At 54.3% G+C, this 13,172-nt stretch carries 12 protein-coding genes; all 12 read right to left on the reverse strand.

Features of this window, described 5'->3' with window-relative positions:
• Positions 1-7 precede the first annotated feature (7 nt).
• Positions 8-916 (reverse strand): ABC transporter substrate-binding protein, encoded by a 909-nt coding sequence (locus N7387_RS00420; protein ID WP_279796080.1) that lies wholly within the window; start codon positions 914-916, stop codon positions 8-10.
• 1 nt (position 917) lies between these two features.
• The gene (locus N7387_RS00425; protein ID WP_279796081.1) at positions 918-1,637 is read right to left on the reverse strand and encodes a (2Fe-2S) ferredoxin domain-containing protein; all 720 of its coding nucleotides are present in this window, start codon (positions 1,635-1,637) and stop codon (positions 918-920) included.
• Positions 1,638-1,649: 12 nt separating this feature from the next.
• Complete coding sequence (locus N7387_RS00430; protein WP_279796082.1) at positions 1,650-3,614, reverse strand: TonB-dependent receptor; 1,965 nt, start codon at positions 3,612-3,614, stop codon at positions 1,650-1,652.
• Between the two features lie 343 nt (positions 3,615-3,957).
• A complete protein-coding gene (gene ansB, locus N7387_RS00435; RefSeq protein ID WP_279796083.1) occupies positions 3,958-5,001 on the reverse strand; it encodes an L-asparaginase 2 in 1,044 nt (347 codons plus the stop codon).
• A 214-nt stretch (positions 5,002-5,215) separates the two neighbouring features.
• The gene (gene eutR, locus N7387_RS00440; protein ID WP_279796084.1) at positions 5,216-6,250 is read right to left on the reverse strand and encodes an HTH-type transcriptional regulator EutR; all 1,035 of its coding nucleotides are present in this window, start codon (positions 6,248-6,250) and stop codon (positions 5,216-5,218) included.
• Between the two features lie 35 nt (positions 6,251-6,285).
• On the reverse strand, positions 6,286-6,840 hold the full coding sequence (locus N7387_RS00445) for a BMC domain-containing protein (protein ID WP_046892034.1): 555 nt from the start codon (positions 6,838-6,840) through the stop codon (positions 6,286-6,288).
• 2 nt (positions 6,841-6,842) lie between these two features.
• A complete protein-coding gene (locus tag N7387_RS00450) occupies positions 6,843-8,195 on the reverse strand; it encodes a 4Fe-4S dicluster domain-containing protein (RefSeq protein ID WP_279796085.1) in 1,353 nt (450 codons plus the stop codon).
• The gene (locus N7387_RS00455) at positions 8,188-8,748 is read right to left on the reverse strand and encodes a BMC domain-containing protein (protein ID WP_279796086.1); all 561 of its coding nucleotides are present in this window, start codon (positions 8,746-8,748) and stop codon (positions 8,188-8,190) included. Before N7387_RS00455 ends, N7387_RS00450 begins: the two co-directional genes overlap by 8 nt.
• A gap of 47 nt (positions 8,749-8,795) precedes the next feature.
• Positions 8,796-9,455 carry an ethanolamine utilization microcompartment protein EutL gene (eutL, locus tag N7387_RS00460; RefSeq protein ID WP_279796087.1) on the reverse strand — a complete coding sequence of 220 codons (660 nt, stop codon included), beginning with the start codon at positions 9,453-9,455 and terminating at the stop codon, positions 8,796-8,798.
• Positions 9,456-9,468: 13 nt separating this feature from the next.
• Positions 9,469-10,362, reverse strand: a complete 894-nt coding sequence (gene eutC, locus N7387_RS00465; protein WP_004236091.1) for an ethanolamine ammonia-lyase subunit EutC — start codon at positions 10,360-10,362, stop codon at positions 9,469-9,471.
• Between the two features lie 18 nt (positions 10,363-10,380).
• Positions 10,381-11,742 (reverse strand): ethanolamine ammonia-lyase subunit EutB, encoded by a 1,362-nt coding sequence (locus tag N7387_RS00470; protein WP_046892029.1) that lies wholly within the window; start codon positions 11,740-11,742, stop codon positions 10,381-10,383.
• Between the two features lie 11 nt (positions 11,743-11,753).
• Complete coding sequence (gene eutA, locus N7387_RS00475) at positions 11,754-13,172, reverse strand: ethanolamine ammonia-lyase reactivating factor EutA (RefSeq protein WP_279796088.1); 1,419 nt, start codon at positions 13,170-13,172, stop codon at positions 11,754-11,756.

The raw sequence follows: 13,172 nt of genomic DNA on the forward strand, positions 1-13,172 counted from the left end.
GTCCATATTACTTTCTGACCGCTTCCGCAATCGTCAGCAGCACATCCGGGCTTTTCACATTGGGATAAACGCCGCTGAACGGGATAACAATATAGCGCCTGTTTTTAACCGCTTCGAGGTGAGACAGTGCCGGATGATTTGCCAGCCAGACTTTTTTCTTTTCTGCCGGTGACCAGACCGCATCGGCGAGGATGATATAGTCCGGCTGTTTATCCAGCAGGGTTTCCGGGGAGACATGAATGCCTGCCATCGGCATGTTTATAAACACATTTTCGCCCCCGGCCAGGGTGATGACTTCGGTCATAAACCCTTTCTTTCCCTGTGACATCAGGGTGTCACTCTGGCTGTCGAGATAAAAAATCTCCGGTTTCCGGAGCAGCGGCGGCAGGGCTTTTACCTGTGCCAGCGTGGCATCGATACGGGCAACAGCGGCATCCGCCTCTTTTTCCCGCCCGAGAACCCGCCCCAGGCGCTGCAAATCCATTTTAATACTGTCAAATCCGCTGTATGCCTGACGTTCACAGGCAAATGCCATCAGATAGCTGCCGATACCGGCACGTTGCAGATCATCCTGCCCGCCCATTGAAGCCATAAAAGCAGAGGAAAACCCGGCCACGACAAAATCCGCCCCGGAGGCGATCAGTTTCTCGGTGGCGGGGTATTTGGCTGAAAAAACCGGAATACCCTGATAGCGCCCTGATTTCAGTGCCTCCGCTGAATCATCAATATAACTCACGCCCAGCATCTGCGGCCCGGCATCCAGCGCCAGCACCATATCCGCAGCATGCTGATTCATGGCAATGATATGCTGCGGCGGCGCGGGTTTATCCCACAGCGGGGCGCACTTATTTCCCGCCGCAGACCCCGCAGACAGCAGTAAAAACACCACGCTGACAGCATACCGGGTGATCTTCATGTTATTTGTGCTCCGCCAGCAATGACGGCACCACTCTTCCCTGTTCTATCTGTTCAGACACAAACAGATGGATCTCTTCCGGCGTGGTCAGCCGATACCATAAATTATCCGGATACACCGTCACCAGCGGCCCCTGATTGCAGGGATACTGACAGTGAGAGCGGGTCAGCAGTACGCCGTTTTCATTTTCAAACAGGTTACGTGCCGCAAGCTGATGGCGCAGTTGCATCAGCAGGGATTTGGCGCCGCGACAGACACAGCGCGGCCCCATACAGAAGAAAAGGTGATAGCGGTACGGCGGTGTTTTTTCCCAGTTCGGGTTGGATTCCGCTTTCGGCTCACGGCTGTTCGACTGCTTTTCCAGTTCCGTCATCACCTCACCGGCCTGTTTGGCATCCGCCGCCGCGTCCGCCCCGGTAAGTACACACAAACTGCGGAATACCCGTAACTGCGGATAATGCGCTGCTATTTCCTGCTCCAGCGCGGAGGTCAGGGACATCAGTTTTTCAGCGGATTGCGCCGGATCGGTCAGCACCATCAGCAGGATACAGCGGGTATCCGGTGTGACCGTTTCCTTCAGCTGATGCAATACCGCCCCGCTGTCCGCACAGCAGGCGGTATCACCGGGAAAGCCCTTCTCACTGAGTGACAGCCAGAAATCCGCAGATAAGCACGCCTCATTCTGCAACGTGTTCAGATACAGTGTGACATTCTTTCCCATCGCTCAGTGTCCTCAGAAACGGTAGGTGTAACGCAGTTCAGCGGTTAACGGACGACCCAGGTTGTCCACTTTTTCCAGGCCGTTGCTGGTCAGTCCCGCCGGATAATCGCGATCAAACAGGTTTTCCACCAGCAGCGTGAGCTTATGCTGCTGCGCATGATCCACATACAGATACGCGCTGGCATCAAACACGGTGTAATGACCGTAGGTATCACCACCGGATTTCAGTTCACCCACATAGCGGGCAGCCAGTTCCGCGCCCCACTGTTTCGCCGGAGCGTCATAACCGATGCGGCCGCGGGTAAAGAGTTCCGGGATATCGTTGAGTGTCGCACCGTTTTTGGTATCCAGCCAGTTACGGGTGATATCCCCGGAGACATACCAGGATTCATCGAAGTTCAGTTTTGTAGAGAGCACCACGCCTTTGGTACGGATTTCACCGTCACCATTCACCCATTTGTCGTATTTACCGACTTTCACTGTCGTGATCAGATCATTGATTTCACGCGCATACGCTGTTGCACCGAACTGCCAGGCTCCGCCGTTTTCCCACTGCGTCAGATAATCGAATCCGGCTTCGATATTTTTACTGGTTTCCGCTTTCAGATTGGCATCACCGATGGTTTGCTTGCTTTCATCATTCACAAACAACTGTTCAGCGTTCGGCAGTTTAAATGCCGTTCCCACCTGGCCGCGTAAATTGAGCTTTTCATTCACTTCATATTTGGTGCTTGCCATCCAGACCGTCGCATCCTGACCGCCCTCAAAGCGCTCATAACGCACGCCGAGGCTCGGTTTCAGCTCCGGTAACACCGGCACATCCGGACGTACCTGAAGATAAACAGCGTTCGCTTTCGCGGTATCCGTTTCGATCTTCATGACCTCATCTTTACCTTTGTACCACTGGTTATCTGTACCGAGGACAAACTCGTTATCCCCGAACAGGTAAGATTTGATCTGCGCCTGAACGCCGTAGTCGCGGAATCCCCAGTAAGAATCGTCATTCTGGATATCCACAGAGCCGTCAGCCAGATAACGGCTGCGGTCATAACGGGTATTCCAGTCATTAAGATGAGCGCGGATTGAGTAGCTGGTATCCGCACTCAGGAAATGCTCAAAGGAAACCGTCGCCAGATGGTGATCACGTTTGTTCATCGCCTGGCGGTGATTGTTCGGGGACACCATATCCAGATCGGCCTGTGTATACTGGTAGAATCCCTGTAACTGCGCAGCATCCGCAATGGTCTGTGTGACCTGAACACCCACAGAGGTCACGTCATAGCCACGTTTTTTCTGACCGATCGTGCCATTGTAATCACTGTCGCGGTACGGCTGATAACCATCTGATTTACTGCGGGTTACCCATGCCATCAGGCCGGTTTTGCCGATATCGTTATCAAACGCTTTCTCAATATACCCTTCACCGTAACGGCCTTTATCCGTATCCGCGCCGACACTGAATTCACCGGACAGCACCTCTGAAGTCGGTTTTTTGGTAACAATATTAATCACACCGCTGATCGCCTGAGTACCGAAAGAGAGACTCTGCGCCCCCTGTAACACTTCGATACGGTCAATCGCAATCAGCGGCAGAGTATCGAGATAGATCCCGCCGAACAGGCGGTTATTCAGACGAACACCGTCAATCAGAATTAAGGTGTCATCCGGACGTCCGCCCATAAAGGAATATTTCCCGTAGCCGTAAGCCCCCTGTCCCAGAGAAACATATAACCCCGGCACATATTGCTGTAATACCTGGTTTAAATCGGATGACGGCCCTGAACGCTGAATTTCCTCACGGGTAATAACCTGTAATTTGTTCCCGTAGTCAGCCAGTTCATTCACGGTGGTGGATTCAATGGTGGAAGATCGGACAATAATCGTGTCGCCATTATTCCCCTGAGTTCCGGCGTGTGCGCAGAACGATAACAACACCATGGCGGATAATGGTGCCAATGCAAACTTAACTGATTTCATACCTTTCTCTTTTATTATTTTGTTGTGATACATGCCGTGAAGACAGAGTCGCCCTGACTCAGAAACAGACAATATACTGAACAAATTCAAGGGGTAAATATGAAAACCGTTCTTTTTCCCGCTTTGTGAATACGGACAGATTCAGCCCCTTTTTTCTTTAAATTCCTGTGGGTTGCTGTGTCTTTTTTGTTTCATTTGTTAATTATCATTAATGACAACTATCTCCTTCGGATCCATTTAATTGATATGTTATAACATAACAATAATGGCATAAAAACAGACTCGGTAATAAAAAACCGCAACTCTCTGAATACGGAGGGTTGCGGCCTGAAAAAACGCGTAATTAATATTTTTCGAAGAATGACTGAATTTTCTGCGGATCAGTGGTTTGTGTCAGGGCAAGTTGCAGCAATACTCTGGCTTTTTGCGGATTCAGTCTGCCGGAAGCGACAAAGCCGTATGCGTCATCATCCACTTCTGCGTTACGTGTTGTATAACCTGCCGGTACCCGGCTGGCACGGACAACCACCACACCCTCTTTGGATGCCGCGGCTAATGCATCAAAAATGCCTTTATACATATTGCCGTTACCCACACCTGCACTGACAATCCCGGCATTTCCCTCGTCCCGCAGGGCTTTTACCGGCGCATCTGACGCATTGGCATAATTATAAACAATGCCGACTTTCGGCAGTTCACTGAGTTTACTGATATCAAATACCGCACCGGCCTGACGTGGTTGCGCGGTCTGATAATAGGTCACTTTACCGTTATGAATAAACCCGGTATCACCGGCATTCACCGCTTCAAATGCCTGCACTTCCGTCGTGTTCATTTTGACCACATCACGCCCGCTGATCACCTTGTCATTCATCACCATCAGCACACCGCGATCGGCTGCCGATTTATCCGTTGCCAAAACCACCGCATTATAGAGATTCAGCGGGCCGTCCGCGCCCAGCGCGGTGGACGGACGCATTGCCCCCACCAGCACAACCGGTTTACGGCACGATACCGTCAGATCAAGAAAATACGCGGTTTCCTCCAGCGTATCGGTGCCGTGCGTGATGATAAATCCGTCCGTTTTATCACAGGTCCGGTTGATTTCTTTTGCCAGCGTCAGCCACACCTTGTCATTCATATCCTGTGAGCCGATATTCACAATCTGCTCACCACTGAGATTTGCCAGTGCTTTGACTTCCGGTACGGCATCAATCAGCGCACCGATTCCCACTTTTCCGGCCTGGTAACCGGACGAAACCGGCGATTCTCCGCCCCCGGCAATGGTGCCGCCGGTGGCAAGAACCGTCACGGAAGGAAGTGCAAACGCCGGGGTCATAAAGAGAGATATCAACGCGGACAGCAGAATCTTGTTGCGGTTTTTCATACCTGAATACTCCATTGCTCAGTAGAATTATAAATAGCCAATTAATAAATATAGAACTAATTGGATATTTAAATTCTTCTTATGGAAAATATTCACAGCAAGATGCTAAAAATGAGATCAGAAGCGGGATTTTAAAACGGTAACTCAGAAGAAGCCGTTCTGACCTGCCGGAAAAAAACACGATGCAGGTCAGAAAGCGGAAAGCGGGACAAAACTACATCAGACGGCGGCTCAGCGTCTCCGACGGTTTTTCATTAAACAGGCGCTGGTAATCGGTAGCGAACTGCCCGAGATGCCAGAATCCCCACTGCATTGCCGCGTCTTTGACGGTGGTCTGTTTTGAATACGGGCTGACCAGTTCACGGCGCACCGCGTTCAGGCGGATGGTTTTCAGATAGGCATTCGGGCCGATCCCCAGCACCTGCTGGAAGGCATTCTGCAGGGTACGGCGGCTGACATACAGCTCGTTACACAGCTCCAGGACAGTCACCGGTTCGGTGGCATTCTCAAACAGATACTCACGGGCTTTGGAGACCAGTTTCAGGTAGTTCACACGGTTGGTGTAGTGCTCATCCGCCACGGTGCTGGCATCTTCCAGTAACCCGAGGAATGCCGTCAGCAGGTTGTGGCTCAGGACGCGGCTGACGGTACGATTGCGTTCCTGCTCAATTTTGGAGTGCCAGAGGGCATGGCGGATATACTGCCAAATCGCCTCTTTTTTGAAGGGGTTCACGCCCACAGCCGGATTTTCGCTGAGCAGATTCATCAGCCGCTCCGGGTTTTGTAACACAACCGAGTGTTTTTTCAGGATATCGTGAGAGATCACCAGCCCCTGGATGTGATAGTCATCCGGTGTGCTCAGTTCAAACTCTTTTCCGCCCGGACGCACCGCGATTTTCTGGCGGCACAGCATCTGATTGCCGATATAACCGGTATTCTGCTGCTCCCCGGGAATGCCGAACCAAAAAGCATTCGGCCAGACCATGCAGGACTGGCGCAGAGACAGATTGGTGTATTCGTGGAACACCTGAAGGCCGTCAAACAGGGTTTCGGTCAGTTCCCCTTCAAACCGGCCCGGCGTCAGCTGATCATACAGCTGCTGCCAGGCGGTGATGGAACAGGCCTGTTCGTAAGCATCATGCGTATAACGCTGTGTAAAATTCTGCTCGATCACGATAGGGCTGAGATCGCGGTCATGCGGCACTTCATCATTCAGGTAATGTAAATCGGGTGTGATTTTTTTCATCATTATTTTTTCCCCAAAATGAACGGCCGCCATCAATGTTAACCAGCGACCAATTGCTGCCAGAAATCGGGATGAGGATTCGGTACGACCATGCTGTAAACCAGCGCACCTTTATCTGCGGCGACTTGTGATGCGGCTTTTTTAGCGGTTTCGACGTCTGCGACATCGCCGCTCATCACAAAGTAACATTTACCCCCGATACCATACGCCATATGAAGTCGTATTAACGTGACGCCGGCGGCTTTAACAGCAAAATCCGCCGCTTCAATACAGGTCGCGACACTAAAGGTTTCCACGACCCCGACGGCTTCGCGGGCATTCACATCGGTGACACCGCCGATAGCCGGGAGTACATCCGGGTGGATATTACTGAGCAGAAACTCATCCACCACCTGGGCGCCGCCTTTTTCAACACCACACTGCATTGCCTGCTGTGCGGCGGCAACATCACCGCCGACCATCACCACATATTTACCGGGACACACGGTTTTGCCCATCAGCAAAGTGACTTCCGCACTTTTGAGCATAAAATCGGTGACTTCCATCCCTTTGGCGATGCTGGACAATTCCACCATCGCAATTGCACTGTGCATAGTTATTCCTTCTCTATCGTGACAGCCGTGCTGTCAATATGACGAACCACACCACTGATACTGGCGTGAACCGGCGCACCCAGTGCGTTTTCCGGGACAGCGGCGATCAGCATGCCCGCCGTGACGTTATCCCCCTCACTGACAACCGGTACCGCCGGGGCACCGATATGCTGGCGTAACGGGATAATCACCTGCTGCGGTGCGTAGATCTCATCGGTCATCGGCGCTTTGTGCATGTATTCCGTCAGTTCCAGACGACGGACAAGGCGTTTGACCGGCAGCATACGGTGCTGAGCCATCGGATCTTCCGGGCGCAGTTCACCTTCGTAGCGGATCCCTTCTTCGCGCAGTTTCACTTTCAGCATCTGGTTGAGCCGCATCGGTGAGATTTCCACCGGGCAGGACCAGGCTTCGCAAATCGCACACTCCGAACAGGTCAGTGCCGCAACGACGGCTGACGGCGCGGAGATCTGCTCATAACCCACCGCGCGGACAATCAGGTGCGGCGGCAGTTCGTGGCCGATCATGTGACGCGGGCAGAGCTCGGTACACATTCCGCACTGTTCACAGACGGTACGCGCCTGGTTGATCACCGTGCGCTCCGAACGGGTCCGGCGCTGAATTAAAATATGGTCATCCGGCAGGACTAATAAGCCGCCGGTGGTTTTGGTCACAGCATCATCAAGGGATGTCTGTAATTTGCCCATCATCGGCCCGCCGTTGATATACGCCGGGTTGCTGATGGTGGCTCCGCCCGCCAGCGCCAGCACTTCACGCAGTGTGGTGCCGACCGGGACGGAAACGGTAACAGGATGGTGAACCGCGCCGTTCACCGTCAGGACACGGTGTATCACGGCCTGTTCCTGTTCAACGGCATACGCCACATTAATCAGGGTCTGCACATTGCTGACCACCACGCCGACAGACAGCGGCAGTGCCGCAGGCGGAACCCGGCGACCGGTCGCCAGCCAGATGGTGATCACTTCATCACCGGCCGGATAAACATCCGGCAGGATATGCAGACGGACAGAATCCGGCACGCGGGCATTCAGGATATCAATGGCAGCCTGATGCTTGCCTTTGATGGCGATAATGCCCTCTTTCGCGCCGGTAGCCCGCATGGCATACAGCAAACCGCGGATCATCGCATCCGCCTCACGGACAGCCAGTTGCTGATCCACCTGCAAAAGCGGCTCACATTCAGCCGCATTGACCAGATAGATTTCCGCCTGTGCCGCCAGTTTGACGTGGGTCGGGAAACCCGCCCCGCCCGCACCGACAACCCCTGCATCCTGCACACGCTGACGAATGATTTCGGGCCCGCACTCATGCAGACCCGGCATCAGATTACTCATCGCGGTTTCCCTCCTGTTTTACCCGGTAGCGGCTGCCGCGCTTGCGCAGTTTACCCTGTTTAAACAGGCTCTCCAGCACATCACGGCTGTCCTCTATCAGGCAACTGAAATGCATGGCCGCTTCTCCGGCGGTCACGCCGTGGCGGTGTTTGGCTTCTGCGGTAAACGTCATCATGGCATCCGCATCCGGGGCGGCGGCAGACACTGCTGTCGCTGCCGGAGCCGGTTCAGACGCCGGAACCGGTGCCGGAGACTGTGGTTTTACCTTCACCGGCACACCGCTGAAACCGGTGACCAGCCATTCGGTATCACCATCCGGACGACCGATGACCTTATGGCCGATCACCTTACCGGTGCGGTTTGCGGCTGCAATGCCCGCATCCACCGCCGCACGGCACGCCGCCAGATCGCCCTCAACAACAAGCGTCACCATCCCCGGGATCACCATTTCATAGTTAAGGATGCGGACATTGGCCGACTTCAGCATCGCATCCGCCGCATCAATGCCGGACACCAGGCCGTATACCTCAAGTAATCCCAGTGAATCGATCATGACCTTTCTCCTGTGTTAATGACTGAACTGACGACTGACTGCACTGCTCAGGCGCGCTGAACCGGGTTGCGCGCGATATCCAGAACGGCTTCGGTAAAGGCATCACATGCTGCTTTACATGCTGCCTGGCTGCCGGTCAGGAAGGCTGCTGAGTAGTTGGTTTCTGACGGAGGCGGCACGTAGGTAGCCAGCTGCACATCTGCGGCTTTCAGTGCGGCATCGATCCCGAATGTGGCTTCCAGCGGCGGTGCCACCAGATAGGCAATCGGGTCACCGTGTCTGATTTTGTCGCCGTCAGACAGGTAAGAGCCGGTGCGGGAGATCAGATGCGCCAGGAATGCGGTATCTTCTTTGTCGTTCGCCCACTGAAAAGCAGGGCCTGACTCAATCGTTGCCATCATGGAATCCAGACCCGCGCGGACTTCTGCCGGGTTCGGACCACCGAGGATAATCATCACTTCACCGGCGGTCGGTGATGGTGAGTTTGACGCCCCTGCATACAGGGAACGTCCGTAAACCACTTCCACCAGTGCTTGTTTGGTGGCTTCGTCAGCGGCAATGTAAGCAACATCATCGGAGTCTGCGGTGATAAGACCGAGGCTGCGGATATGTTTCGGTAATTTCAGTTCACGGCAGAAATCTTCGTGTGCATTGGCGATAAGACGCATCGCTGTCACGTTCGGCCGGATAAGATCTAATGCAGGCATATTCAGTTCCCCGTTAACGGTTCATGTTGATACCGGACGCTTTCTGCTCCAGCATGCGTTTGGCTAAATCGACGATAACTGCGGCGGCTTCCACCGGCGGTGTTCCTGCGCGGTGAATGTTCGAGATACAGGTACGGTCTGCTTCCACTGTGCCCGCCACTGTCGGTGAGTACACCGCATAGCAGGAGAGGCTTTCAGACTGACCCAGCCCCGGACGTTCGCCCACCAGCAGGATAACCACTTTCGCGCCGAGCACTTCACCGGCCTGGTCTTCAATTTTTACGCGACCGTAACGGACAAAGAACGGCGTGCCCACTTTCAGACCGGACTGTTCCAGACCTTTCATCAGCGGCGGCAGAATTTCGTCGTAGTTTGCGGTGATAGCATCGGTGGACAGACCATCAGAGATAATGACCTGCACATCCGGCGCCTGCACACACTTGGTTTTCAGCAGTTCGATGGATTCTTTATTCAGAATACGGCCCATATCCGGACGGGTCAGATACTGGTTTTTGTCTGTGATTTCAGACTGTAACTCCAGCAGGTTCTGTTTTTTCACCCATTCCGCCGGGACTTCTTTCAGTACGGTATCTTTGGAGCGCGAGTGGTCGGCCAGGAAGCGCAGCAGACTCTGGGTGCGCGGACGCACACCGGCACGACCGGAGCAGACACGGGAACCGGTGCTGTTACGCAGTTCCTGTAACACTTCCGCACGGTGCGGATTCTGCACGCCGATCCACTGTTTTGCTTCCGGTGAACCGAGATCCCACTCAACGGATTCAACAGACGTATTACCCTGATTCAGTACAGCCTGCGTTGCCGCGGCAACCGCCTGTACGTTTTCGCCCGTGTGTCCCATCTGAGCCATCACGCTGCGTACGATGTCATTAATTTGTTTTTGATCCATGGTGATTTACCCCGAAAATCAGAAGAACAGTGACGGATCGCCGGCACGATTGGTAAGACGCCCGTTTTCCATCAGACCCATTTTTTCCAGCCAGGCTTCGAATTCCGGCGCAGGGCGCAGGCCGAGTAACTGACGGATAGTCGCGATGTCATGGAACGCGGTGGTCTGGTAGTTGAGCATGATGTCATCACCCAGCGGCATACCGATGATGAAGTTACAGCCCGCAGAGGCCAGCAGGATCATCAGGTTTTCGTTGAGGTTCTGATCCGCATCCGCATGGTTGGTGTAACAGCAGTCACAGCCCATGGAGATCCCGCTCAGTTTGCCCATAAAGTGATCTTCAAGACCGGCGCGGATGATCTGGCGGTCGTTATAGAGATATTCCGGTCCGATAAAGCCGACAACGGTGTTTACCATAAACGGATCATAGTGACGGGCCAGGCCGTAGTTACGAGCTTCCATGGTCACCTGGTCAGCACCGTAGTGAGCACCCGCTGACAGTGCGGAGCCCTGTCCTGTTTCAAAGTACAGGCAGTTAGGACCTGCGATACGGTTGTACTGCGCACCGACATGGCGGGCTTCGTCCAGCATTTCCAGCTCAACACCGAACTCACGCAGACCTTTTTCACTGCCGCAGATGCTCTGGAAAATCAGGCCGCCCGGCGCACCGCGTTTGATAGCTTCCATCTGTGTGGTGACGTGTGCCAGCACACAGCCCTGCGTCGGGATATCGTATTTATCAATGATGCCGTAGATAGCATCCAGCACGCGGCTGAGGTTATCCACATCATCTGTTACCGGGTTAACACCAATAACCGCATCACCGCAGCCGTAAGAGAGGCCTTCATAAATCTGCGCCACGATACTCTGCACTTCGTCACGGGTATCGTTCGGCTGTAAGCGGCCGCTGAAATGGCCCGGCAGACCCATGGTGTTATTCGCACGTTTCACGACAGGAATTTTCTTCGCGCCGTAAATCAGGTCTGCGTTGGAGCAGATTTTTGCCACACCGGCGATGACTTCTGAGGTCAGGCCTTTGCGCAGCAGATTGATGTTATCAAGAGAGGTGGTGTCGCTCAGGACATGCTCACGCAGCTCACCGATAGTCCAGTTTTTGACCCGGTTATATTCGGTTTCGTTGATATCATCCTGGATCAGACGGGTTACGCAGTCTTCTTCATACGGAACGACAGGGTTGTTGCGGACATCCGCAATTGTCAGTTCGGACAGCACTTGTTTTGCTGCCACACGTTCCTGTGCGTTACTTGCCGCGACACCCGCCAGGATGTCCCCGGAACGGAGTTCGTTAGCTTTCGCGAGAACGTCTTTCACGTCCCGGAACTGGTAGGTCTGACCAAACAGCGTGGTTTTCAATTTCATATTACGTTCCCTCAGGAAGGAAATGCGAGTGATTTAACAGTAACAGGGACGACAGAGCCGCTGAATAACGGCGTGCCGATGTCGATATAGTCGCCTGTGTGCGTGATAACTTCGTCGATAACAGCCAGTTCGCGGCCGTTCATCAGCGGACGCAGCAGCATGCCCAGTGCCTTACCGAAATCCTGTCCCGCGATCACCAGCAGCGGCATGGTGTTCGGGTATGTTTTGGTAAAGCGTTCCAGAGCATCAATACAGCTTTGTACCGAGGCGTAGTTAGTCGGCAGTGATTCCGGCAGGGCCAGCGCGTACAGATCCTGCTGCGGATTAAGATCCATCTGCGTCAGTGCGCGGCTCCAGGTATTCACCAGATCTTCATCATCCGCGCGGCCCAGTGCCGGATGTACCACCGGAATATTGCGGACCGGCAGCGTGATGCTGTCCAGCCAGATGGTGCTGCCGGACAGGGATAACGTATGCGCACCGGCGCCGATCACCGTGGCACGGACAGTCTGTGCCGGGGTCTGCATCGGTAACGCGCTGAAATCCGCATTGCGGTGAATCGCCTGTGCCAGCAGCGGCCCGATATCGCCGAAACGGAAATCATTGCCGCTTTCCGGATGGCTGTAACACTCCCCGACACCGCCGGACAGTGTGACCGCATAAAAGCTGCTTTCCGCAGGCAGACCGTCTGTCATCAGCAGCTCACGTCCTAGCGGAGTGAGATTGCCGCTGATCACTTCATACAGCAGCTCACTCATGCGATCGGCAATGGTATTCAGCTGTACCGGCGTCAGGGACATCGGGTCGGTCTGCTCGCCAAAGCAGTCACGGGCGATCAGGCGGCCCGGCGCATGCACATAAGTGACGCGTCCGCTGCTGTCTGTTTCGAACAGACGGCCGCCGACGTTCAGGCAGGCGGAACTGATCACATGACCGGCTTCGAACAGCACGTAGTTTGCTGTGCCGCCGCCGATATCAATGTTCAGTACCCGCGCCATCTTCTGCTCAGAGAGTGTCTGGGCTCCGGAACCGAAACCGGCAATCACCGATTCCAGATGCGGCCCGGCGGTGGCGACCACGAAATCCCCGAGTTTCTGGGATAACGCGACCACTGCCGGACGTGCATTGCGGGTTTTGGCGGTTTCACCGGTAATAATGATGGCACCGGAGTCAATCGTCGCCGGGTCCATCCCGGCGGCGGCGTACTGATCCAGCACCAGTGCCAGCAGTTCTTCCTCACGCAGGTGACCGTCTTTATCCACCGGCGTGAACAGCACCGGGCTCTGCCAGATAATTTTGCGATCCACAAACTCATAACGCGGCACCTGTGACACCGCCGCGCGGTTTACCAGAGCGAGACGGGAGAAGATCACCTGTGTGGTGGTGGTGCCCACGTCAATACCGACACTTAAGAGTTCGAGGGTTTTCAT

Source organism: Morganella sp. GD04133 (genome assembly GCF_029835375.1).
GTDB classification, from domain to species: Bacteria; Pseudomonadota; Gammaproteobacteria; order Enterobacterales; family Enterobacteriaceae; genus Morganella; species Morganella morganii_B.